This window comes from Pseudomonas sp. SW-3, from assembly GCF_016615645.1.
GTDB lineage: Bacteria > Pseudomonadota > Gammaproteobacteria > Pseudomonadales > Pseudomonadaceae > Aquipseudomonas > Aquipseudomonas mandelii.
The window spans coordinates 2,370,054-2,394,881 of the sequence record NZ_CP067098.1 but is presented as its reverse complement, the minus strand read 5'-3'; the positions used below and the strand labels follow the sequence as shown (position 1 = coordinate 2,394,881).

Sequence of the window (24,828 nt, the reverse complement as noted above, 5' to 3'; positions counted from 1 at the left end):
CCATGACTACAGGCAGTGCTCTGTACATCCCGCCTTATAAGGCAGACGACCAGGATGTGGTCGTCGAACTGAACAACCGTTTTGGCCCCGAGGCGTTCACCGCCCAGCCTACCCGCACCGGCATGCCGGTGCTTTGGGTTGCCCGTGCCAAACTCGTCGAAGTCCTGACCTTCCTGCGTAACCTGCCCAAGCCGTACGTCATGCTCTATGACCTGCACGGCGTGGACGAGCGTCTGCGCACCAAGCGTCAAGGGCTGCCAAGCGGCGCCGACTTCACAGTGTTCTATCACTTGATGTCGATCGAACGTAATAGTGACGTCATGATCAAGGTCGCCTTGTCCGAGAGCGACCTTAGCGTGCCGACCGTGACCGGCATCTGGCCGAACGCCAACTGGTACGAGCGTGAAGTGTGGGACATGTACGGCATCAACTTTGCCGGTCACCCGCACCTGACCCGCATCATGATGCCGCCGACCTGGGAAGGTCACCCGCTGCGCAAGGACTTCCCGGCCCGTGCCACCGAGTTCGATCCGTTCAGCCTGACCCTGGCCAAGCAACAGCTTGAGGAAGAAGCCGCGCGCTTCAAGCCTGAAGACTGGGGCATGAAGCGTTCCGGGGCGAACGAGGACTACATGTTCCTCAACCTCGGTCCTAACCACCCTTCTGCGCACGGTGCGTTCCGCATCATCTTGCAGCTGGACGGTGAAGAGATCGTCGACTGCGTGCCGGACGTCGGTTACCACCACCGTGGTGCCGAGAAGATGGCCGAGCGTCAGTCCTGGCACAGTTTCATTCCGTACACCGACCGTATCGACTACCTCGGCGGCGTGATGAACAACCTGCCGTACGTGCTCTCGGTCGAGAAGCTGGCCGGCATCAAGGTGCCCGAGAAGGTCGACGTCATCCGCATCATGATGGCCGAGTTCTTCCGGATCACCAGCCACCTGCTGTTCCTGGGGACTTACATCCAGGACGTCGGCGCCATGACCCCGGTGTTCTTCACGTTCACCGACCGTCAGAAGGCGTACACGGTGATCGAAGCCATTACCGGTTTCCGTCTGCACCCGGCCTGGTACCGCATCGGCGGCGTCGCTCACGACCTGCCACGCGGCTGGGAAAAACTGGTGAAAGACTTCGTCGAGTGGATGCCAAAGCGCCTGGACGAATACCAGAAAGCCGCGCTGGACAACAGCATCCTCAAAGGCCGGACCATCGGTGTCGCCGCCTACAACACCAAAGAAGCCTTCGAATGGGGCGTCACTGGTGCAGGCTTGCGTTCGACCGGTTGCGACTTCGACCTGCGCAAAGCGCGCCCGTACTCCGGTTACGAGAACTTCGAATTCGAAGTGCCGCTGGCCGTCAATGGCGATGCCTACGATCGTTGCATCGTGCGCGTCGAAGAAATGCGCCAGAGCATCAAGATCATCGAGCAGTGCATGCGCAACATGCCGGAAGGCCCGTACAAGGCGGATCACCCGCTGACCACGCCGCCACCGAAAGAACGCACGCTGCAGCACATCGAGACCCTGATCACGCACTTCCTGCAAGTTTCGTGGGGCCCGGTCATGCCGGCCAACGAATCCTTCCAGATGATCGAAGCGACCAAGGGCATCAACAGTTATTACCTGACGAGCGATGGCGGCACCATGAGCTACCGCACCCGGATTCGCACCCCAAGCTTCCCGCACCTGCAGCAGATCCCTTCGGTGATCAAAGGCAGCATGGTCGCGGACTTGATCGCGTACCTGGGTAGTATCGATTTCGTTATGGCCGACGTGGACCGCTAAGCATGAACAGCACGCTTATCCAGACAGACCGTTTCACCTTGAGTGAAACCGAGCGCTCGGCCATCGAGCACGAGCTGCATCACTACGAAGACCCGCGCGCGGCGTCGATCGAAGCCCTGAAGATCGTCCAGAAGGAACGTGGCTGGGTGCCTGACGGCGCGCTCTACGCCATCGGCGAGATCCTCGGCATCCCGGCGAGCGACGTTGAAGGCGTGGCGACGTTCTATAGCCAGATCTTCCGTCAGCCGGTCGGCCGTCACATCATTCGCGTCTGCGACAGCATGGTCTGCTACATCGGCGGCCATGAATCGGTGGTCAGCGAAATCCAGAGCAATCTGGGTATCGGCCTGGGTCAGACCACCGCCGACGGTCGTTTCACCCTGCTGCCGGTCTGCTGCCTCGGCAACTGTGACAAGGCGCCGGCGTTGATGATCGACGACGACACTTTCGGCGATGTGCAGCCTGCCGGCGTTGCCAAATTGCTCGAGGGCTACGTATGACCCTGACTTCCTTCGGTCCAGCCAACCGCATCAAGCGTTCGGCCGAGACTCACCCGCTGACCTGGCGTCTGCGCGACGACGGCGAAGCTGTCTGGCTCGACGAGTACCAGGCCAAGAACGGTTACGCAGCAGCGCGCAAAGCGTTCGCTGACATGGCTCAGGACGACATCGTCCAGACCGTGAAAGACGCCGGCCTTAAAGGTCGCGGCGGTGCAGGCTTCCCCACGGGCGTGAAGTGGGGCCTGATGCCCAAAGACGAATCCATCAACATCCGCTACCTGCTGTGCAACGCGGACGAGATGGAACCGAACACCTGGAAAGACCGCATGCTGATGGAGCAACTGCCCCATCTGCTGATCGAAGGCATGCTGATCAGTGCTCGCGCGCTGAAAACCTACCGTGGCTACATTTTCCTGCGTGGCGAATACACCACCGCCGCCAAGCACCTCAACCGTGCCGTGGAAGAAGCCAAGGCAGCCGGTCTGCTGGGCAAGAACATCCTGGGCAGCGGCTTCGATTTCGAGCTGTTCGTCCACACCGGCGCCGGGCGTTACATCTGCGGTGAAGAAACCGCACTGATCAACTCCCTGGAAGGCCGTCGCGCCAACCCGCGCTCCAAGCCGCCCTTCCCTGCGGCCGTTGGCGTGTGGGGCAAGCCAACTTGCGTGAACAACGTTGAAACCCTGTGCAACGTGCCGGCGATCATTGCCGACGGCGTGGACTGGTACAAATCGTTGGCCCGCGAAGGCAGCGAAGACATGGGCACCAAGCTCATGGGCTTCTCCGGCAAGGTCAAGAACCCGGGCCTGTGGGAATTGCCGTTCGGCGTCACCGGTCGCGAGTTGTTCGAAGACTACGCCGGCGGCATGCGCGATGGCTTCAAGCTCAAGTGCTGGCAGCCAGGCGGCGCCGGTACCGGTTTCCTGTTGCCGGAACACCTGGACGCACAAATGTACGCCGGCGGCATCGCCAAAGTGGGCACCCGTATGGGTACCGGCCTGGCCATGGCGGTGGACGACAGCGTCAACATGGTGTCCCTGCTGCGCAACATGGAAGAGTTCTTCTCCCGTGAGTCGTGCGGTTTCTGCACCCCGTGCCGTGACGGTTTGCCGTGGAGCGTCAAGCTTCTGCGCGCCATCGAAAACGGTGAAGGGCAAGCCGGCGATATCGAGACCCTGCTGGGTCTGGTCGGTTTCCTCGGCCCAGGCAAGACCTTCTGTGCTCACGCACCGGGCGCCGTGGAGCCGTTGGGCAGCGCAATCAAATACTTCCGCCACGAGTTCGAAGCCGGCATCGCGCCCACCAGCGCCGTCGTCCCGCCTCTGGCAAGGCCGATCGTAGTCGGCGCGTAAACGCTTAAAAAAGCGAAGGGTCCGTGCCCTTCGCTTTGTCGTGTGATGACGCCGTAAACGGCTGTGTTGATTCACGCGAATAACAAGATTCCATTAGCCACGCCCGCTGACACCGGGCCAACGAAGAACTTTGAACCATGGCCACTATCCACGTAGACGGCAAAGAGCTCGAAGTCGATGGGGCAGACAACCTGTTACAGGCATGTCTGTCGCTAGGCCTCGATATCCCTTATTTCTGCTGGCACCCAGCCCTAGGCAGCGTTGGCGCTTGCCGCCAGTGCGCGGTCAAGCAGTACACCGACGAGAACGACAAGCGTGGTCGGATCGTCATGTCCTGCATGACCCCCGCCACCGACGGCAGCTGGATCTCCATCGACGACGAAGAAGCGAAAGTGTTTCGCGCCAGCGTCGTCGAATGGCTGATGACCAACCACCCTCACGACTGCCCGGTCTGTGAAGAAGGCGGTCACTGCCACCTGCAAGACATGACCGTGATGACCGGCCACAACGAGCGCCGTTATCGCTTCACCAAGCGCACTCACCAGAACCAGCAACTGGGCCCGTTCATTTCCCACGAGATGAACCGCTGCATCGCCTGCTACCGCTGCGTGCGCTTCTATAAGGATTACGCCGGCGGCACCGACCTCGGTGTGTTCGGCGCCCACGACAACGTGTACTTCGGTCGCGTTGAAGACGGCACCCTGGAAAGCGAGTTCTCCGGCAACCTCACCGAGGTCTGCCCGACCGGTGTGTTCACCGACAAGACTCACTCCGAGCGCTACAACCGCAAGTGGGACATGCAGTTCTCGCCGAGCATCTGCCATGGCTGCTCCAGCGGTTGCAACATCTCCCCGGGCGAGCGCTACGGTGAACTGCGTCGTATCGAAAACCGCTTCAACGGTTCGGTCAACCAGTACTTCCTGTGCGACCGTGGCCGTTTCGGCTATGGCTACGTCAACCGCGAAGACCGCCCGCGTCAGCCATTGCTGGCCAACGGCGCCAAGCTGGGCCTGGACGAAGCGCTGGATAAAGCCGCCGACCTGCTGCGTGGTCGCAACATTGTCGGTATCGGTTCGCCACGTGCCAGCCTCGAAAGCAACTACGCGTTGCGCGAACTGGTCGGCGCCGAGCACTTCTACTCCGGTATCGAAGCCGCCGAGCTGGAACGCATTCGCCTGGTCATGCAGGTGTTGAAAGACAGCCCGCTGCCGATCCCGAACATGCGCGACATCGAAGATCACGATGCGATTTTCGTCCTCGGCGAAGACCTGACCCAGACCGCTGCACGTATGGCCCTGTCCCTGCGTCAATCGGTCAAAGGCAAAGCCGAAGACATGGCCGATGCCATGCGCGTTCAGCCTTGGCTCGACGCGGCAGTGAAGAACATCGGTCAGCACGCGCTGAACCCGCTGTTCATCGCCAGCCTGGCTGAAACCAAGCTCGACGACATCGCTGAAGAATGCGTTCACGCCGCTCCAGACGACCTGGCGCGCATCGGTTTCGCCGTGGCTCACGCCCTCGACGCCAGCGCCCCGGCGGTTGAAGGCCTCGATGCTGAAGCCCTCGAACTGGCCAAGCGCATCGCCGACGCCCTGCTCGCGGCCAAGCGCCCGCTGATCATTGCCGGCACTTCCCTGGGCTCCAAAGCCCTGATCGAAGCCGCCGCCAACATCGCCAAAGCCTTGAAGCTGCGCGAGAAGAACGGCTCCATCAGCCTGATCGTGCCAGAGGCCAACAGCCTCGGCCTGGCCATGCTCGGTGGTGACTCGGTCGATGCAGCGCTGCAAGCGGTGATCGACGGCAAGGCCGACGCCGTCGTCGTGCTGGAAAACGATCTGTACACCCGCACCGACAAAGCCAAGGTTGATGCTGCCCTGACCGCCGCGAAAGTGGTGATCGTTGCAGACCATCAGAAAACCGCCACCAGCGATCGCGCGCATCTGGTTCTGCCGGCTGCCAGCTTCGCTGAAGGCGACGGTACGTTGGTCAGCCAGGAAGGTCGCGCCCAGCGCTTCTTCCAGGTGTTCGACCCGACTTACCTCGACGCGAGCATCCTGGTTCACGAAGGCTGGCGCTGGCTGCATGCCCTGCGCGCCACCCTGTTGAACCAGCCGATCGACTGGACCCAACTGGACCACGTCACCGCCGCCGTCGCCGCCAGCACACCGCAACTGGCGGGCATCGTCGACGCTGCGCCGTCCGCCGCGTTCCGTATCAAAGGCCTGAAACTGGCTCGCGAACCGCTGCGTTACTCCGGCCGTACCGCCATGCGCGCCGACATCAGCGTGCACGAACCGCGTACTTCCCAGGACATCGACACCGCGTTCTCCTTCTCCATGGAAGGTTACTCGGGCTCGGTCGAACCGCGTCAGCAAGTGCCATTCGCCTGGTCTCCGGGCTGGAACTCGCCGCAAGCCTGGAACAAGTTCCAGGACGAAGTCGGTGGTCACATCCGCGCTGGCGACCCAGGCACCCGCCTGATCGAAAGCACCGGTGATTCGCTGAACTGGTTCGCGGCTGTTCCACGTGCATTCAACCCGGCGCCGGGCACCTGGCAGGTTGTGCCGTTCTTCCACCTGTTCGGCAGCGAAGAGACCTCTTCCAAAGCCGCGCCGGTTCAGGAACGCATCCCGGCCGCTTATGTGTCGCTGGCCAAATCCGAAGCCGATCGCCTGGGTGTCAATGACGGCGCCCTGCTCAGCTTGAACGTGGCTGGCCAGACCTTGCGTCTGCCGCTGCGCATCAACGAAGAGCTGGGTGCCGGTCTGGTCGCACTGCCGGCCGGTATCGCCGGCATTCCGCCAGCGATCTTTGGCAAAACCGTTGACGGTCTGCAGGAGGCAGCTCAATGACCTGGTTCACGCCTGAAGTGATTGACGTGATCATCGCGGTCCTCAAGGCCATCGTGATTCTGCTCGCCGTGGTGGTGTGCGGCGCGCTGCTGAGCTGGGTCGAGCGTCGTCTGCTCGCCCTCTGGCAGGACCGTTACGGTCCGAACCGCGTCGGCCCGTTCGGCGCATTCCAGATTGCAGCCGACATGATCAAGATGTTCTTCAAGGAAGACTGGACGCCACCGTTCGCCGACAAGGTGATCTTCACCCTGGCACCGGTCGTGGCCATGAGCGCCTTGCTGATTGCCTTCGCGATCATCCCGATCACCCCGACCTGGGGTGTGGCGGACATCAACATCGGCATCCTGTTCTTCTTCGCCATGGCCGGTCTGTCGGTCTACGCGGTGCTGTTCGCCGGCTGGTCCAGTAACAACAAGTTCGCCCTGCTGGGCAGCTTGCGGGCCTCGGCACAGACCGTGTCGTACGAAGTGTTCATGGGCCTGTCGCTGATGGGCATCGTGATCCAGGTCGGCTCGTTCAACATGCGCGACATCGTTGAGTACCAGGCGCAGAACCTGTGGTTCGTGATTCCGCAGATCTTCGGTTTCCTGACCTTCTTCATCGCCGGCGTCGCCGTGACTCACCGTCACCCGTTCGACCAGCCGGAAGCGGAGCAGGAACTGGCCGACGGTTACCACATTGAATATGCCGGCATGAAATGGGGCATGTTCTTCGTCGGCGAGTACATCGGCATCGTGTTGATTTCGGCGCTGCTGGTGACCTTGTTCTTCGGTGGCTGGCACGGTCCGTTCGGCATTCTGCCGCAGATCCCGTTCATCTGGTTCGCGCTCAAAACCGCGTTCTTCATCATGTTCTTCATCCTGCTGCGCGCCTCGATCCCGCGCCCACGGTATGACCAAGTGATGGATTTCAGCTGGAAGTTCTGCCTGCCGCTGACCCTCGTCAACATGCTGGTGACCGCTGCGATCGTGTTGCTCAACACGCCCGCCGTCGCGGCTCAGTGAGGATAGAGAATCATGAAGTACATATTTGACATCGTGCATGGCTTCTTCACCCAGCTTCGCAGCCTGGTGATGATCTTCGGCCATGCCTTCCGCAAGCGCGACACGCTGCAGTACCCGGAAGAAGCCGTGTACCTGCCGCCGCGCTTTCGTGGCCGTATCGTCCTGACCCGCGACCCTGATGGCGAAGAGCGTTGTGTCGCCTGCAACCTGTGCGCCGTGGCGTGCCCGGTTGGCTGCATCTCGCTGCAGAAAGCTGAAACCGAAGACGGTCGCTGGTACCCGGACTTCTTCCGCATCAACTTCTCGCGCTGCATTTTCTGCGGCCTCTGCGAGGAAGCCTGCCCGACCACCGCGATCCAGCTGACACCGGATTTCGAGATGGCCGAGTTCAAACGTCAGGACCTGGTTTACGAGAAAGAAGATCTGCTGATCTCCGGCCCCGGCAAAAACCCTGATTACAACTTCTATCGTGTTGCAGGTATGGCGATTGCCGGGAAGCCTAAAGGCTCCGCGCAGAATGAAGCCCAGCCGATCAACGTGAAGAGCTTGCTGCCTTAAGGAAGAAAGATGGAATTCGCTTTCTATTTCGCATCGGGTATCGCTGTGGTGTCCACGCTTCGCGTGATCACCAACACTAACCCTGTGCACGCCCTGCTCTACCTGATCATTTCGCTGATCGCCGTGGCCATGACGTTCTTCGCCCTCGGCGCACCGTTTGCCGGTGTGCTGGAAGTGATCGCCTACGCTGGCGCCATCATGGTGCTGTTCGTGTTCGTGGTGATGATGCTGAACCTGGGCCCGGCCTCGGTTCAGCAAGAGCGCGTCTGGCTCAAGCCCGGCATCTGGCTCGGACCGGTCGCCCTCGGCACCCTGCTGCTGGTTGAACTGTTGTACGTACTGTTCAGCGACGCCAGCGGCCAGGCCATCGGCCACACCACCGTAGACGCCAAGGCCGTGGGCATCAGCCTGTTCGGTCCTTATCTGCTGGTGGTCGAACTCGCCTCGATGCTGCTGCTTGCCGCAGCCGTCACGGCGTTCCACTTGGGCCGCAACGAAGCCAAGGAGCAATGACGATGCCTGCTATCCCTTTGGAGCATGGTCTGGCGGTCGCCGGCATCTTGTTCTGCCTCGGTCTGGTCGGCCTGATGGTCCGGCGCAACATTCTCTTCGTGCTGATGAGCCTGGAGATCATGATGAATGCCTCCGCCTTGGCCTTCATCGTCGCCGGTAGCCGCTGGGGTCAGCCGGATGGACAGATCATGTTCATCCTGGTGATCAGCCTGGCAGCCGCCGAGGCCAGTATTGGCCTGGCGATTCTGTTGCAGCTGTATCGCCGCTTCCACACTCTCGATATCGACGCTGCCAGCGAGATGCGCGGATGAATCTTCTCTATCTGACTTTCGTATTCCCTCTCATAGGTTTCCTGCTGCTGTCGTTCTCACGCGGCCGCTTCTCGGAAAACCTGTCGGCGCTGATTGGCGTCGGTTCCATCGGCTTGTCTGCCATTGTCACGGCCTACGTGATCTGGCAATTCAACGTCGCCCCGCCTGAAGGCGGTCACTACACGCAAGTGTTGTGGCAGTGGATGGCGGTGGAAGGCTTCACGCCGAACTTCGCGCTGTACCTGGATGGCCTGTCCGTGACCATGCTCGGCGTGGTCGTCGGTGTCGGCTTCCTGATCCACCTGTTCGCGTCCTGGTACATGCGCGGTGAAGCCGGTTACTCGCGCTTCTTCGCCTACACCAACCTGTTTATCGCCAGCATGCTGTTCCTGGTCCTGGGCGATAACCTGTTGTTCCTGTACTTCGGTTGGGAAGGCGTGGGCCTGTGCTCGTACCTGTTGATCGGTTTCTACTACAGCAACCGCAACAACGGTAACGCGGCACTCAAAGCCTTCATCGTGACCCGTATCGGCGACGTGTTCATGGCGATCGGCCTGTTCATCCTGTTCCAACAGTTGGGCACGCTGAACATCCAGGAACTGCTGGTGCTGGCACCGCAGAAATTCCAGGCCGGCGACTTCTGGATGGTCATGGCCACCCTGATGCTGCTGGGCGGCGCTGTCGGTAAATCCGCGCAACTGCCACTGCAAACCTGGCTGGCGGACGCAATGGCCGGTCCTACCCCTGTTTCGGCACTGATCCACGCCGCAACGATGGTGACCGCGGGCGTCTACCTGATTGCCCGTACCCACGGCCTGTTTGCGTTGGCGCCGGACATCCTGCAGCTCGTTGGCATCGTCGGCGGCGTGACCCTGGTACTCGCCGGTTTTGCCGCACTGGTCCAGACCGACATCAAACGTATCCTCGCCTACTCGACCATGAGCCAGATCGGCTACATGTTCCTGGCGCTGGGCGTTGGCGCATGGGATGGCGCGATTTTCCACCTGATGACCCACGCCTTCTTCAAGGCACTGTTGTTCCTTGCGTCCGGTGCGGTGATCGTTGCCTGCCACCATGAGCAGAACATCTTCAAGATGGGCGGCCTGTGGAAGAAACTGCCGCTGGCCTACGCCAGCTTCATCGTCGGCGGCGCGGCACTGTCCGCCCTGCCACTGGTGACCGCAGGCTTCTACTCCAAGGACGAAATCCTCTGGGAAGCGTTTGCCAGCGGCAACCACGGTCTGCTCTACGCAGGTCTGGTCGGCGCGTTCATGACTTCGCTGTACACCTTCCGCCTGATCTTCATCGCGTTCCACGGTGAAGCGAAGACCGAAGCGCACGCCGGTCACGGCATCGCTCACTGGTTGCCGCTGTCGGTGCTGATCGTGCTGTCGACCTTCGTCGGCGCCATGATCGTTCCACCGCTGCACGGCGTGCTGCCGGAAAGCGTCGGCCATGCCGGCGGCGAAGCCAAGCACAGCCTGGAAATCGCCTCGGGCGCCATCGCCCTGGCCGGTATCCTGCTGGCCGCGCTGCTGTTCCTCGGCAAGCGTCGTTTCGTCACTGCAATCGCCAACAGCGGCATCGGCCGCTTCCTTTCGGCCTGGTGGTTCGCTGCCTGGGGCTTCGACTGGATCTACGACAAACTGTTCGTCAAGCCATACCTTGCGATCAGCCACGCACTGCGCAAAGACCCGCTCGACCAGACCATCGGTCTGATCCCGCGTATGGCCAAAGGCGGTCACACAGCCCTGAGCCGTACCGAAACCGGTCAACTGCGTTGGTACGCGGCATCGATGGCAGCCGGCTCCGTGCTGGTCATCGGCGCCATCGTGCTGGTAGCGGTCTGAATATGAACCTTGCGAACTTGCGAAAGGAATTGAGCCCGTCATGATTCTGCCTTGGCTAATCCTGATCCCCTTCATCGGCGGCCTGCTGTGCTGGATGGGTGAGCGCTTCGGCGCTACCCTCCCCCGCTGGATTGCGCTGTTGACCATGACCCTGGAACTCGCGCTCGGCCTCTGGCTGTGGGCCCACGGTAATTATTCATTTGCTCCGGCGCCTGGCGCCGATCCGACCTGGGCGCTTGAGTTCAAGCACATCTGGATCGAGCGCTTCGGCATCAGCGTGCACCTGGCGCTCGACGGCCTGTCGCTGCTGATGATCCTGCTGACCGGTCTGCTGGGTATCCTCTCGGTACTCTGCTCGTGGAAAGAGATCCAGCGTCACGTTGGCTTCTTCCACTTGAACCTGATGTGGATCCTGGGCGGTGTCGTCGGCGTGTTCCTCGCCCTCGACCTGTTCATGTTCTTCTTCTTCTGGGAAATGATGCTGGTGCCGATGTACTTCCTCATCGCGCTCTGGGGTCACAGTTCTTCGGACGGCAAGAAAACCCGAATCTACGCGGCGACCAAGTTCTTCATCTTCACTCAGGCGTCCGGCCTGATCATGTTGGTGGCGATCCTGGGTCTGGTGTTGGTCAACTTCAACAGCACCGGCGTGATCACGTTCAACTATGCCGACCTGCTGAAAACCAAGATGTCGCTCACCACCGAGTACATCCTGATGCTCGGCTTCTTCATCGCCTTCGCGGTGAAGCTGCCGGTGGTGCCGTTCCACTCCTGGCTGCCTGACGCTCACGCCCAGGCACCAACCGCGGGTTCGGTCGACCTGGCCGGTATCTTGTTGAAGACGGCGGCTTACGGTTTGCTGCGTTTCGCCCTGCCGCTGTTCCCGAATGCCTCGGCCGAGTTCGCGCCGATTGCCATGACCCTGGGTCTGATCGGGATCTTCTACGGTGCGTTCCTGGCCTTCGCCCAAACCGACATCAAGCGTCTGATCGCCTACTCCTCCGTTTCCCACATGGGCTTCGTGTTGATCGGCATCTACTCCGGCAGCCAACTGGCGCTGCAGGGCGCGGTGATGCAGATGCTGGCGCACGGTCTGTCGGCCGCGGCACTCTTTATCCTCAGCGGTCAGTTGTACGAACGCACCCACACCCGCGACATGCGTGAAATGGGTGGCCTGTGGTCGAAGATCGCTTACCTGCCGGCCATCAGCCTGTTCTTTGCCGCCGCGTCCCTGGGCTTGCCGGGTACCGGTAACTTTGTGGGTGAGTTCCTGATCCTGATCGGCACATTCCCGGCCGCACCATGGATCACGATCATCGCGACGTCCGGTCTGGTGTTCGGTTCGGTCTACTCGCTGATCATGATCCACCGTGCCTACTTCGGCCCGTCCAAATCGGACGCGGTGCTGCATGGCATGGATGGTCGCGAACTGATCATGGTGGTCGGTCTGGCGGCACTGCTGATTTACATCGGCGTGTACCCGCAACCGTTCCTCGATACCTCTGCTGCGACGATGCATGGCGTGCAGCAATGGCTCGGCACCGCCTTCACTCAACTCGCTTCGGCCCGGTAAGAGCGCTATGGAATTCACGACTCAACACTTTATTGCGCTTGCGCCGTTGTTGATCACCAGCGCCACGATCATCGTGGTGATGCTGGCAATCGCCTGGCGCCGCAACCACTCACAGACCTTCCTGATCTCCGTGGCGGGTCTGAACCTGGCGTTGCTGTCGATCCTGCCAGCCCTGAAAGTCGCGCCCCTGGCCGTGACTCCGTTGCTGCAGATCGACACCTTCGCTTGCCTGTACATGGCGCTGATCCTGGTCGCCACCCTCGCCTGTGTAACCCTCGCCCACGCCTACCTTGGCGATGGCGGTTCGGGTTACCCGGGCAACCGTGAAGAACTTTACCTGCTGATCCTGATGGCCGCCGCCGGTGGCCTGGTCCTGGTCAGCGCGCAGCACCTGGCCGGGTTGTTCATCGGCCTGGAACTGCTTTCGGTGCCGGTCTACGGTCTGGTGGCGTATGCCTTCTTCAACAAGCGCTCGCTGGAAGCCGGTATCAAGTACATGGTGCTGTCGGCGGCCGGTTCGGCGTTCCTGTTGTTCGGTATGGCCCTGCTCTACGCCGACTCCGGCAGCCTGAGCTTCGTCGGTATCGGCCAGGCCCTCGCGGCCACCGGCCTGCCAAGCTCGCTGGCACAACTGGGCCTGGGCATGATGCTGATCGGTCTGGCGTTCAAACTGTCGCTGGTTCCGTTCCACCTTTGGACCCCGGACGTCTACGAAGGTGCTCCTGCACCGGTGGCGGCGTTCCTGGCGACCGCGTCCAAAGTGGCTGTGTTCGCGGTGATGGTGCGTCTGTTCCAGATCTCCCCGGCGGCAAGCAGCGGTGTGCTGAGCGACGTGCTGACCATCATCGCCATTGCGTCGATCCTGTTCGGTAACCTGCTGGCACTGACCCAGAGCAACCTCAAGCGTCTGCTGGGTTACTCGTCCATCGCTCACTTCGGTTACCTGCTGATTGCCCTGGTGGCAAGCAAGGGTCTGGCCGTGGAAGCCATCGGCGTGTACCTGGTCACCTACGTCATCACCAGCCTCGGCGCGTTCGGCGTGATCACGCTGATGTCCTCGCCGTACAACGGCCGTGACGCCGACGCCCTGTACGAGTACCGCGGCCTGTTCTGGCGCCGTCCGTACCTGACCGCCGTCATGACCGTGATGATGCTGTCCCTGGCCGGTATCCCGCTCACCGCGGGCTTCATCGGCAAGTTCTACATCATCGCCACCGGTGTCGAGTCGCACCAATGGTGGCTGGTCGGTTCCCTGGTACTGGGCAGCGCCATCGGCGTCTTCTACTACCTGCGCGTCATGGTCACCTTGTACCTGATCGAACCGAACCTGCGTCGCCACGATGCGCAACTGCACTGGGAACAACGTGCAGGCGGCGTGATGCTGCTGGCCATCGCTCTGGTGGCATTCTTCCTCGGCGTCTACCCGCAGCCATTGCTGACCCTGGTTCAGCAGGCGGGTCTGGCGGGCTGATCGCATAGCGACACTCGGTAGAAAACAGAAACGGCACCTTCGGGTGCCGTTTTTGCGTTTGTGGATGGCCTCGAAGCGCTGGCCGAAGAGCGCCAAGGCAAGATCACTCTGCGCACCCACAAGGTCCAGCTGCCGAAACTGATGCCCATCACGGCCGAGGAAGTGGTTGCCATCCGCCAACAGCTCAACCTCTCCCGGCCAGTGTTCGCCATGTATCTGCGCACCAACACCCGAACCCTTGAGAACTGGGAACAGGGACGGGCAATACCCAATGCCCAAGCCACGACCCTGATACGTCTGGTTGAACGCTTTCCGCAGACGATCGAACAGCTCGCAGCCCTGACCTGAATGCTCAGAGCTGTTACTCCAGCCACATAACGAAATTGTAATTCCCCCATCACCTTGGCGTTATCCGCAGCTTGCAACGATGTCACCCGGCGACCATGCCGGCGGGCCTTCTCCGCCGAACAATAAAACCCACGCCGAAGCACGTTCCCGTCTGCCGAACCCAAGGAGTGATTGATGGTTAACAATACAAAAATGTCGATGGCCGCTTTAGCGGTGGTGCTCGGCTCCGGACCGTCCATGGTAATGGCGGATGATAAAGCCGAAGGGTTTATCGAGGGCAGCAGCCTGACGGTGCTCAACCGTAATTTCTACTTCAACCGTGATCACCGCAATGGCCAGTCCAGCCCCACTGGCAATGGTTATTCAGAAACCTGGGCCCATGCAGTGATCAGCAAGTTCGAATCCGGGTTTACCCAAGGCACTGTCGGCGTCGGTGTCGATGCGTTTGCGATGATCGGCTTGAAGCTCGACACCGGTGACGGGCGCAACGGTGGCCGTAGTTCGTTTGATGTGCTGCCAGTCAACAGTGATGGCGAGGCGCGGGACGAGTACACCAAGGTCGGTGGAGCCGCCAAAGTGCGAGCCTTCGATACGGTGGTCAAGGTCGGTGACGTGTTCCCGGCCAACCCGGTGGTGGCGGCAGGTGACTCGCGATTGCTGCCGGAGAGCTTTCGCGGTGTGACGGCGGTCAACACCAGCCTCGAGGGTCTGTCGGTTCAGGGCGGTCGGCTGCATGCGATGAGCCAACCCGTGTCCAGCGATATGCGCGAGAACTTCGCCACGTTTTATGCCGGCCCGGTCAATTCGCCATGGATCGCTTACGGTGGCGGCGACTATGCACTGAACAAGAACCTCAGCTTCAGCCTGTACTCCAGCCGCCTCAAGGATGCCTGGAATCAGTACTACGCCGGCACTGCCTGGACCTATCCGCTATCGGATGACCTGTCGCTGTTTGGCGGCCTGAACTATTACAAGGCGGTCGACGAAGGCAAACAACTGCTCGGCAAATTCGACAACAACATCTGGAGCGGCCGAGTGGGCGTGAAACTCGGCGCGCACTCCGTTGCGCTTTCACACCAGCGCAACAACGGCAACGACGACTTCGATTACCTGCGTCAATCCGACTCGATCTTCCTCGACAACTCCATCCAGTACAACGACTTCAACTCGCCCAAGGAACGTTCGTGGATGGCGCGCTACGACCTCGACATGACCACTTACGGCGTACCGGGGCTCTCGTTCATGACTCGTTACGCCCGAGGCACCGACGCCGATTACACCAACGCCAACGCCGTGTACATGCGCCGCGATGCTGACGGCAATCCACTGACCGACCAGAAGCGCTGGGAACGTGATGTCGAAGTCAAATACGTGGTGCAGAGTGGTTCGATGAAAGACCTGTCGCTGCGTTTGCGCCAGGCCACGACGCGCGCCACGGCATTTGAATCGGATCTGAATGAAGTGCGGGTGATTGTCGAGTACCCGTTGGCGATTCTCTGATCAAGCGGCTGATACACATTCACCTTTAGAAGCTCCTTGCTCCTTTGGTAAGAGGTGAATCTTTGGCGTCCTTCGGGGCGCCTTTTTTCGCCTGAGTAAAACCTGCAGACGTTGCCGAAGGTTCGGCAGCGCCTGCAGGGAATCCGGCCCTGGCCATCAGGGCGGTGTCAGCTGCCACGATTGCGGCAATCCCCCGCCACGGTGTATCTGATGGTGTTGAGTTGGCCTTTCGAGTCTTCATAGGTCATGGCGGCAGGCACCACAGCGCAAGCCACTTGCGGACGCACAACGCTTACCACTTTAGCCACGTCCAGCTTCATTCCGTATTCGTAGTCCTTGACCTGCGGCGCCGGTTTTCCCTGGTTGGCCGCGTACTGCTCCATGGCTTTGGTGTTAGCACTCAGCGCCCGTTCGAACGTCCGGTCACCTCCCCCCTCGGCAAACACATTCAGGGACATCGCCAGCATGCCGGCGAACGTCATCAACTGAAGTACTTTCATATCCACTCCCTTCCAATCCTGGCTCAAAAAAAAGCCCGGCATCGGGACTCGATGACAGGCCTGTTCAAGTGCGATGCGCTTACAAGTCGTTGGTGTTGTCGTCTTTCTTTTCATTGACGACGACCGGGTCGCGCGCTTTTTCCTTGGCGACGAACAGCTCTACGGAGCGGTCATTGGCAGTCATCATTCGTTGGAACGTTCGATCACCGCCGCCTTCGGCCAAAGTCAGGGAAGACATCGCCAACGCTGCTGCAAAGGTACTGATGTGTGCAAATTTCATGTTTGATTCCTCGTTTGGTAGCTGACGGAATCAAGGTAACAATCCGAACCTTTCGTGACGGTGGCGCACAAATTACATATCCGTTATGTGGGGTAGGCAGGTCAGGCCTGAGAAAGAACTGTGGCGAGGGAGCTTGCTCCCGCTGGGGCGCGAAGCGGCCCCCGCTCTTCATCTGAAAAGCGGGGCCTGCTGCGCAGTCCAGCGGGAGCAAGCTCCCTCGCCACAGGTTTGTGTTCACGGCTGGGTGGGAATCGTGTCCTCATCGCGGCGATGGGCGAGCTGATACAACACCGGCAATATCAGCAACGTCAGGATGGTGGAGGACAGGATTCCACCGATCACTACGGTTGCGAGCGGTCGCTGCACTTCCGCGCCAGTACCGGTCGCCAGGGCCATCGGAATAAAGCCCAGGGACGCCACCAGCGCCGTCATCAACACCGGGCGCAAACGTGTCAGCGCTCCAACGTTGATCGCATCAGACAGTGAACGCCCCTCCTCCCGCAGGTTGCGGATGAACGCGATCATCACCAGCCCGTTGAGCACTGCGACCCCCGACAGCGCGATGAAGCCCACCCCCGCCGAGATCGACAACGGAATATCCCGCAACCACAGCGCCATGACCCCGCCGGTCAACGCAAACGGAATCCCGGTGAACACCAGCAAGCCATCCTTGAGGTTGTTGAACATCATGAACAGCAACCCGAACACCAGCAGCAACGCCACCGGCACCACGATCCGCAGGCGCTTGGCCGCCGATTGCAGTTGCTCGAACTGCCCGCCCCAACTTGTCCAGTAACCCGCGGGCACCTGCACCTCTCGCTCGATCACCTCGCCCGCCTCTGCGACGAACGAACCGATATCGCGCCCGCGCACGTTGGCGCTGACGATCACCAGGCGCTTGCCGTTCTCACGGCTGACCTGATTGGGTCCCAGCACCAGATCAAGGCTGGCGACTTCCTTCAAGGCAATAAAACCAATCTGATCGGCCGCGGCATTGAGCGGTGCCGGCACCGGAATCAACAGCGCCGACAAACCGTCGATGTCCTTGCGCATGGCATCGGACAATCGCACCACCATGTCGAACCGTCGGTCGCCCTCATACAGCGTGCCGGCCTGACGCCCACCCACCGCGACGGCAATGGTGTCCTGCACATCGCCGATGTTGAGCCCGTAACGCGCTGCCTTGTCGCGGTCGATGTTGATGGTCAGCACCGGCAGCCCGGTGGTTTGTTCGACCTTGACCTCGGACGCACCGTTGACCTTCTGCATCGCGGCGGCAATCTTCGCTGCCGTGGCATTGAGCACGTCCATGTCATCGCCGAACACTTTGACCGCGACGTCGCTGCGCACACCGGAGATCAGTTCGTTGAAGCGCAACTGGATCGGCTGCGACAGTTCATAGTTGCTGCCCGGCAACGTCGCGGCGGCCTTTTGCAGTTGCGCCATCAGGGTTTCGCGAGACTTGCCCGGGTCCGGCCATTGCTCTTTTGGCTTGAGCATCACGTAGCTGTCGGAGATGTTCGGCGGCATCGGGTCGGAGGCGATTTCCGCGGTGCCGGTGCGGGCGAACACCCGCTCGACTTCCGGCACTTTGTTGAGGATCAACGTCTCCAGACGCTGCTGCATGTCCACCGATTGCGTGAGGCTGGTGCCCGGCACACGCAAGGCTTGCAGGGCGAAATCACCTTCGCTGAGGCTCGGCACAAACTCGCTGCCCATGCGGCTGGTCAGCACGCCGCTGAGCACGATCACACCCAGCGCTGCGCCCACCGCCACGGCGCGATGGTTCATCACCCACGCCAGCGCCGGCGCATACACCCGGCGCGCACCGCGCATCACGATGCCCTCTTCTTCCTTGACCTTGCCCGTGACAAACAACGCAATCGCCGCCGGCACAAAGGTCACCGACAGCAGCATGGCGCCGAGCAACGCGATCACCACCGTGAACGCCATCGGGTGGAACATTTTCCCTTCGACGCCGCTCAAGGCGAAGATCGGCAGGTACACGACCATGATGATCAACTGACCGAATATCAGCGGTCTCCGCGCCTCTTTGGCCGCCGCAAACACTTCATGGAAGCGCTCGGAACGGGTCAGCAATCGTCCGTGATGCTGCTGCGCATGGGCCAGCCGTCGCAGGGTGTTTTCGACAATCACCACCGCGCCGTCGACGATGATGCCGAAGTCGAGGGCCCCCAGGCTCATCAGGTTGGCGCTGACCTTGTTGCTGAACATGCCGGTGAAAGTGAACAGCATCGACAGCGGAATCACCATCGCGGTAATCAATGCCGCACGGATGTTGCCCAGGAACAGGAACAGAATTGCGATCACCAGAATCGCACCTTCAATCAGGTTCTTTTTCACGGTAGCGATGGCTTTGTCCACGAGGTGCGTGCGGTCGTACACCGGCACCGCGATCACGCCTTTGGGCAGCGATCGGTTGATCTGTTCCAGCTTGCTGGCGACGGCCTGGGACACGGTGCGGCTGTTTTCGCCGATCAGCATGAACACGGTGCCGAGCACCACTTCACGGCCGTTCTCCGTGGCCGCGCCGCTGCGCAGCTCGCGGCCGATGTCCACGGTGGCGACGTTCTTCACCCGAATCGGCGTGCCATCGACGTTGGCCATGACGATATTGGCGATGTCCTCGGTGCTCGCCACTTGTCCCGGCGCACGAATCAGCAACTGCTCACCGCTGCGCTCGATGTACCCGGCGCCGACGTTGGCGTTATTACGCTCAAGCGCCGTGATCAGGTCGGTGAGGGTCAGCTTGTACGCCGCCAGCCGTTTCAGATCGGGAGCGATCTGGTATTCCTTGGCAAAGCCGCCGATGGTGTTGATCTCGGCCACACCAGGGACGTTGCGCAGTTGCGGCTTGATGATCCAGTCCTGAATCACCCGCAGATCCGTCGGTGTGTAGGCGCTACCGTCATCCTTGAGCGCACCGTCTCTGGCTTCCACGGTCCACAGGAAAATTTCGCCGAGGCCGGTGGAAATCGGCCCCATCACCGCTTCGGTGCCCTCGGGCAATTGCTCCTTGGCGATCTGCAACCGCTCGTTGACCAATTGCCGGGCGAAGAACAGGTCGGTACCGTCCTTGAAAATCACCGTGACTTGCGACAGCCCCGAACGCGACAGCGAACGGGTCTGTTCCAGCGCCGGCAGACCGGCCATGGCGGTTTCAATCGGGAAGGTGATGCGCTGCTCGGTTTCCAGCGGCGAGAACCCGGCGGCGCCGGTGTTGATTTGCACCTGGACATTGGTGATGTCGGGCACGGCGTCGATCGGCAGTTTTTGATAACTGGCGATCCCGAGGCCGGCCATGAGCAGAACGGCGAGCAGCACGATAATGCGCTGCTCGATGGCAAACTGGATCAGGCGTTCGAACATGAGAACCTTCCACGGATTAATGGGCGTCTTCAGCGCGCTTTTTAATGACTGTGCTCGGCCGAGGCTTTGCCCAGTTCCGATTTGAGAACGAAGCTGCCGGCGCTGGCGACTTGCACACCGGCGTCCAGCCCTTGAGTGACTTCCACCAAACCGGCCGCGCGGCTGCCCAACTCCACCGCCTGCGCCTTGAAGCCATCGTCGGTGCGCAAGAACACCGTGGGTTTGTCCTCGACGGTCTGGATAGCGGCTTCGGGCACGGTGACCCTGGCCTGACGGCTGTCGGTCGCTACACGCGCCGTGACGAACAACCCCGGACGCCACGAGCCCTGCGGATTCTCCAGGGTCACACGTACGGTGGCCGTGCGGGTCTGTTCGCCGAGCAGGCTGCCAACATAGGCCACCGTGCCAGTGACCTCGGCGTTGAGTTCCGGCGCGCTGACGGTGACGGCTTTGCCCACTTGCACCTTGTTCAGATCCTTGGGCGAAACGCCGAACGTCACCCAGACCCGCGACAGATCCGAGAGCGTGAAGGCCGCCGTGGTTTCATCGACCACCTCACCCGGTGCCAGGTGTTTTTCCACCACCATCCCGTCGAACGGCGCGCGCAGTTCATAGCGATTGCCGCCGGTGGCGACCACGCTCCCGCTGAGCACGCTGATTTTCTGTCGGGCGTTGTTCACGGCGATTTCGGCTTCTTCCAACGCCTGTTTTGCCTGCAACACGTCCTGCTCGGCGGAGATCTTGTCTTCCCATAGCTTTTTCTCGCGCTCATAGGTGGTGCGGGCCAAGGCTAAACGACGTTGCGCGGCCGCCTGTTCGCTACGCTGATCGGAAATCTGCTGACTGGCGATCACCGCCAGCAACTGGCCCTTTTTCACCGGCTGCCCGAGGTTGACCGCCACCGACTCGACCACCCCGGGAACCCGCGGCACAACGTGGGCGGTGCGATCCTCGTCAAAGCGCACTTCGCCCGGGAACGACAGGCCGGAACTGATGCTCTGCGCCCGCGCTTCGGCCAGTTCAATACCCGCCGCCGCAATCTGTTCGGCACTCAACTTGATGCGCCCTTCTTCGCCATGCTCGCCCTCGGCTGCCGCGTTTTCTTCAGCGTGATCCGCGTGTTCGGCCGCTTCATCGGCGTGGGCCTCAAGCGGTGCCTTGCCCGCCCACATCGAACCGATACCCATGCCCAGCACCAACGTCGCCACCACGACACCCATCAGTTTTTTATCCATGGAAACTCCTCTGCGCCGTACCGTCGCGCAGTGATCAAAAGTGTGAAATTCAAGGGTTGACGACGAGGTCGCCGAAGATCCGTTCGATGCGCACGCGAGCGTCTGTCGCCTCGCTGACGGCCTGGATGTATTGGCTGCGGGCGCTGATCAGAGTGCGCTGGGCATCGAGCACGTCGAGAAAACCGAACTTGCCCATTTCGAAGCCGCGCGTGGCGCTCTCAACCGCATTTTGTGCGGCGGGCAGAATGGTCTGATTGAACGCCTGGACTTCGCCGTTGGCGGTCTGCCACTGCTCAAGGGTGGTCTGGATTTCGGTGCGCAAGCGCAGTTCGGTGGCGTTGCGCAGATCCCGCGCCTGATCGGTGCGGCGTGCCGCCGCCAGCACGTTGCCCTGATTGCGGTTGAACAGGGGAATCGGCATCGACAGGCCGACGACGTTGACCCGCTCACGCTCGGTTTCGCTGTATTGGCTGCCGATGCTCACGGTCAGGTCGGGGATGCGCAGGGACTTTTCCAGCCCCAGCGACGCTTCGCGCTGGCTGATCTGGAGCTTGGCCAGGCGCAGCTCGGCGGTCTCGTCGAGACGCTCAAGCAAACGGGTCGGCGGCGGCACTGTCGGCAGGTTTTGCGTGGCGGTCTGTACGGTGGCCGAGGTCGGCAACGGTGCGCCCATGACCTGCGCCAGTTGTTGATAAGCGTTGGTCTGATCGCGCTCGGCGCGGCTCAGTTCCAGGCGTACTTCCGAGCGTTGCACATGCGCCCGCGTGCCTTCGACCGGCGACGACTTGCCCGCCTCGATTCGCCCATTGGCCACGCGCAAGCCATCCTCGGCCAGTTGCAGCGACTGGCGGGACAGTTGCAGTCTTTGCTGCGCGGTTTGCGCACGGTTGAACGCCTGAATCACATCGGCGCGCAAGGCATTGCGTTTGCGCTCCAGTTCGATCCCGGCGGCGTCCTGGGCGCGGCTGGCGACATCGATCCGCGCACCGCGCTTGCCACCCAGCTCAATCGGCTGGCTGAGCATCACGGTGGTGGTGCGCGAATCGCGGCGGGTGTCCTCGGCTTCCCACGACAATTCGGGATTGGGGATCAGTCCGGCCTGTTTGCGCTCACCCTCGGCGATGCCAATTTCCCATTGGGCCGCGGCCAGATCCGGGTTGCCGGCAAAGGCTGTTTGCAGGGCCTGATCCAGGGTCAGGGTCGATGCCCCCGCAAGGCTTGTACTGGCCAACAACAGAATGCCGCTGGCTGTTTTTTTCAGGCGTGACCGCGCCGTCAGGTGTGTTAAACCGGGCAATTGGAAGTCTTCCTTTATTCAAGAATCTTTGATGCCGCCACGGTAGGGTTTTGAACTTATCGACAAGGTGACAGGAGCATTACAAATCCGTTATCCACGGTTGGCTGAAGTTGTTTTGTTCTAGGATGCGAAGTGCACCAGGGCTTTGTCGCAATGTATGGAAACAAATACTCGGCACTTATCTGCCGAACAGCACTTGCTGGATGCAATACATGGCTATTGACGCATTCTTGCTGCGACAGGCTGTCGCAGACCGCCGATTTAAAGGCCTCGGACGTTGACCCTGTAGCCACTACAGCCTTTACCGTATCCGCCATTCAGTGATCGAAACTCATTCGGACCCTTTACCAAAACAACAACTTCCCGCTCAACTTAATTAAATATCCCTTAAATAAAAGTGGTGATAGATCATGCGAATCCTTGTCGTCGAGGACGAGCTTAAAACTGCCGAATACTTGCATCAGGGTTTGACCGAAAGTGGTTATATCGTTGACCACGCGGCCACCGGCGCGGATGGATTGCATCTGGCGCAACAGCAGGCCTATGACCTGATTATTCTCGACGTGAATCTGCCGAAACTGGACGGCTGGTACGTACTGGAACAACTGCGCCGCACTCACTCCACCCGGGTGATGATGCTCACGGCGCGCGGGCGTCTGGCGGACAAGATTCGTGGCCTCGATCTGGGTGCGGATGATTATCTGGTCAAGCCGTTCGAGTTTCCCGAACTTCTCGCACGAGTGCGCACCCTGATGCGCCGCAGCGAGAACATCCCGCTGCCACAGGTACTGAAAGTCGCCGATCTGGAACTCGACCCCTGCCGTCATCGTGCGTTTCGTGGCAAGCAACGCATCGACCTGACCACCAAGGAGTTCGCCCTGCTGCATCTGTTGATGCGCCAGTCCGGCGAGGTGCTGACACGCACGCAGATCATTTCGCTGGTGTGGGACATGAACTTCGACTGCGACACCAACGTGGTCGAAGTGTCGATCAGGCGTTTGCGGGCAAAGATCGATGACCCGTTCGACAACAAGTTGATCCACACCCTGCGCGGTGTCGGTTACGTGCTGGAGTCGCGGGAATGAAGCCGGCCAGCCTGTCGATGCGGCTGGGGCTGACGGTCAGTATTCTCGGCGCGCTGCTGGTGGTGTCCCTGGCGATCCTGGCGTATTTCGCACTGACCCATGAGCTGAACGCGTTATCCAGGGACAGTCTGGAGAAGAAGATGGAGCAGGTCGAACACAGCCTGTCGCTGTACACCGACACCGGCGAAATCAGTGCGAAACCGCACATTCTGCTCGATCAGGTCATGGGCCATGACAACCTCACGCTAACGATTTACGACCGCGGCAACCTGCGCACGCAACTGCTCAAATCCGGCACTGGCATGGCCGATCCACGACTTGAATTGAAGGTGGTGCGGGCCGTCAGCGACGAGTTGGCCTACGCCACCAGCACTGACGCCGAGGGGGCGAAATTCCTCACGGCGTCCAGGCTGATCAGCCTCAAGGACGGCACCCGTGTCCCGGTGCTGTTGTCGATGGACAACGCCCACAATGAGGCCTTGCTCAGCGCCTACCTGCGCTCGACCCTGATTGCCTTGCCGTTGCTGCTGATCTTTATCGGACTGAGTGCCTGGGGTGCGGTGCAGCGTGGTCTGGCGCCGATGCGCGAGTTTCGCAAAGTGGCGGCGATGGTCTCGACTCAGGATCTGGATCATCGGCTGTCGGTGGTGAATATGCCCCAGGAGCTGAGTGAGTTGGCGCAGGGCATCAACTTCATGCTGCATCGCCTCGATACCGGTGTGCAGCAGCTGTCACAGTTCTCCGATGATCTGGCGCATGAGCTGCGCACGCCGATCAACAATTTGATGGGCAAGGCGCAGGTGACGTTGTCTCGCGAACGCAGCGTGGATGAGTACAAGGATGTACTGGTGTGCTGCACTGAAGAACTGGAGCGCGTGGCGCGGATCGTCTCGGACATGCTGTTTCTGGCACAGGTCAGTCACCCGTCGGCACTCGTGCCGTTCGAGTCGGTTGCCCTGGAAGAAGAAGCCTGGAAAGTCGCCGAGATGTTCTTCCTGTCGGCGCAGGACAAGCAGATCCATTTGAACGTGGTCGGCCGTGCGCGGGTGATGGGTGACCGGTTGATGATTCAACGGGCGATCTCGAATTTGCTGTCCAACGCGCTACGCCACTGCCCGGTCGGGAAAACCGTGACGCTGCTGATTGAGCGCGGCGCGACCCAGGTTTCGTTGCTGGTCAGCAACCCGGGCGCGGGGATTGAGGCACAGCATCTGCCGCACCTGTTTGATCGGTTCTACCGAGTCGATAGCAGCCGCTCGCGTTCACAGGGCAGCACCGGGCTGGGGTTGGCGATAGTGCGGTCGATCATGAGCCTTCATCAGGGTGTGGCCGAGGTGAAGAGCTTGCCGGGTGCGATGACGGTGTTTCGGTTGGGATTTCCTGCGGTTGACGGGGTGGAGCGCTGAGCCGGTCACACAGGCT

20 protein-coding genes are annotated in these 24,828 nt (G+C 60.9%); 15 read left to right on the top strand and 5 right to left on the bottom strand.

Annotation, left to right across the window (positions count from 1 at the left end; translation table 11 throughout):
* The first annotated feature begins 2 nt into the window (after positions 1-2).
* The 13 genes from nuoC (at position 3) to JIO00_RS10555 (ending at position 15,619) form a co-directional block, all read left to right on the top strand.
* Entirely contained in the window at positions 3-1,787 is a 1,785-nt protein-coding gene (gene nuoC, locus JIO00_RS10615; protein WP_010458865.1) for an NADH-quinone oxidoreductase subunit C/D, read from the top strand.
* Positions 1,788-1,789: 2 nt separating this feature from the next.
* Positions 1,790-2,287, top strand: coding sequence for an NADH-quinone oxidoreductase subunit NuoE (gene nuoE, locus JIO00_RS10610; RefSeq protein WP_007946422.1), 498 nt, complete (start codon positions 1,790-1,792; stop codon positions 2,285-2,287).
* On the top strand, positions 2,284-3,639 hold the full coding sequence (gene nuoF / locus JIO00_RS10605) for an NADH-quinone oxidoreductase subunit NuoF (RefSeq protein WP_010458862.1): 1,356 nt from the start codon (positions 2,284-2,286) through the stop codon (positions 3,637-3,639). Before nuoE ends, nuoF begins: the two co-directional genes overlap by 4 nt.
* Before the next feature lie 137 nt (positions 3,640-3,776).
* Positions 3,777-6,491: an NADH-quinone oxidoreductase subunit NuoG gene (gene nuoG, locus JIO00_RS10600; protein WP_010458861.1), complete on the top strand. Its 2,715-nt coding sequence runs from the start codon at positions 3,777-3,779 to the stop codon at positions 6,489-6,491.
* A complete protein-coding gene (gene nuoH / locus JIO00_RS10595; RefSeq protein ID WP_008146046.1) occupies positions 6,488-7,495 on the top strand; it encodes an NADH-quinone oxidoreductase subunit NuoH in 1,008 nt (335 codons plus the stop codon). The genes nuoG and nuoH overlap by 4 nt, the downstream gene beginning before the upstream one ends.
* Positions 7,496-7,507: 12 nt before the next feature.
* Positions 7,508-8,053, top strand: coding sequence for an NADH-quinone oxidoreductase subunit NuoI (gene nuoI / locus JIO00_RS10590; protein ID WP_007905075.1), 546 nt, complete (start codon positions 7,508-7,510; stop codon positions 8,051-8,053).
* Positions 8,054-8,062: 9 nt separating this feature from the next.
* A complete protein-coding gene (nuoJ, locus tag JIO00_RS10585; protein WP_007905076.1) occupies positions 8,063-8,566 on the top strand; it encodes an NADH-quinone oxidoreductase subunit J in 504 nt (167 codons plus the stop codon).
* A gap of 2 nt (positions 8,567-8,568) precedes the next feature.
* Entirely contained in the window at positions 8,569-8,877 is a 309-nt protein-coding gene (gene nuoK / locus JIO00_RS10580; protein WP_010458852.1) for an NADH-quinone oxidoreductase subunit NuoK, read from the top strand.
* Positions 8,874-10,727: an NADH-quinone oxidoreductase subunit L gene (nuoL, locus tag JIO00_RS10575; protein WP_010458850.1), complete on the top strand. Its 1,854-nt coding sequence runs from the start codon at positions 8,874-8,876 to the stop codon at positions 10,725-10,727. The genes nuoK and nuoL overlap by 4 nt, the downstream gene beginning before the upstream one ends.
* 40 nt (positions 10,728-10,767) lie before the next feature.
* Positions 10,768-12,300, top strand: coding sequence for an NADH-quinone oxidoreductase subunit M (nuoM, locus tag JIO00_RS10570; RefSeq protein ID WP_010458848.1), 1,533 nt, complete (start codon positions 10,768-10,770; stop codon positions 12,298-12,300).
* Between the two features lie 7 nt (positions 12,301-12,307).
* Positions 12,308-13,771, top strand: coding sequence for an NADH-quinone oxidoreductase subunit NuoN (gene nuoN / locus JIO00_RS10565; protein WP_010458846.1), 1,464 nt, complete (start codon positions 12,308-12,310; stop codon positions 13,769-13,771).
* 60 nt (positions 13,772-13,831) lie between these two features.
* The gene (locus JIO00_RS10560; RefSeq protein WP_200668159.1) at positions 13,832-14,119 is read left to right on the top strand and encodes a helix-turn-helix domain-containing protein; all 288 of its coding nucleotides are present in this window, start codon (positions 13,832-13,834) and stop codon (positions 14,117-14,119) included.
* Positions 14,120-14,293: 174 nt separating this feature from the next.
* The gene (locus tag JIO00_RS10555; protein WP_200668158.1) at positions 14,294-15,619 is read left to right on the top strand and encodes an OprD family porin; all 1,326 of its coding nucleotides are present in this window, start codon (positions 14,294-14,296) and stop codon (positions 15,617-15,619) included.
* 167 nt (positions 15,620-15,786) lie between these two features.
* Here JIO00_RS10555 and JIO00_RS10550 read toward each other — a convergent pair whose 3' ends face one another.
* The 5 genes from JIO00_RS10550 to JIO00_RS10530 form a co-directional block, all read right to left on the bottom strand.
* Complete coding sequence (locus JIO00_RS10550; protein ID WP_077748809.1) at positions 15,787-16,119, bottom strand: DUF2790 domain-containing protein; 333 nt, start codon at positions 16,117-16,119, stop codon at positions 15,787-15,789.
* Between the two features lie 79 nt (positions 16,120-16,198).
* Positions 16,199-16,399 (bottom strand): co-regulatory protein PtrA N-terminal domain-containing protein, encoded by a 201-nt coding sequence (locus JIO00_RS10545; protein WP_145309595.1) that lies wholly within the window; start codon positions 16,397-16,399, stop codon positions 16,199-16,201.
* A gap of 234 nt (positions 16,400-16,633) precedes the next feature.
* Entirely contained in the window at positions 16,634-19,789 is a 3,156-nt protein-coding gene (locus JIO00_RS10540) for a CusA/CzcA family heavy metal efflux RND transporter (protein ID WP_200668157.1), read from the bottom strand.
* A 41-nt stretch (positions 19,790-19,830) separates the two neighbouring features.
* Positions 19,831-21,024 (bottom strand): efflux RND transporter periplasmic adaptor subunit, encoded by a 1,194-nt coding sequence (locus JIO00_RS10535; protein WP_083377171.1) that lies wholly within the window; start codon positions 21,022-21,024, stop codon positions 19,831-19,833.
* A gap of 49 nt (positions 21,025-21,073) precedes the next feature.
* A complete protein-coding gene (locus JIO00_RS10530) occupies positions 21,074-22,321 on the bottom strand; it encodes a TolC family protein (protein ID WP_077748736.1) in 1,248 nt (415 codons plus the stop codon).
* 410 nt (positions 22,322-22,731) lie between these two features.
* Here JIO00_RS10530 and JIO00_RS10525 point away from each other — a divergent pair, with 410 nt between their 5' ends.
* Both JIO00_RS10525 and JIO00_RS10520 read left to right on the top strand, forming a co-directional pair.
* Positions 22,732-23,406 (top strand): heavy metal response regulator transcription factor, encoded by a 675-nt coding sequence (locus tag JIO00_RS10525; protein ID WP_200668155.1) that lies wholly within the window; start codon positions 22,732-22,734, stop codon positions 23,404-23,406.
* Complete coding sequence (locus tag JIO00_RS10520; RefSeq protein WP_200668153.1) at positions 23,403-24,812, top strand: heavy metal sensor histidine kinase; 1,410 nt, start codon at positions 23,403-23,405, stop codon at positions 24,810-24,812. Before JIO00_RS10525 ends, JIO00_RS10520 begins: the two co-directional genes overlap by 4 nt.
* Positions 24,813-24,828: the final 16 nt, after the last annotated feature.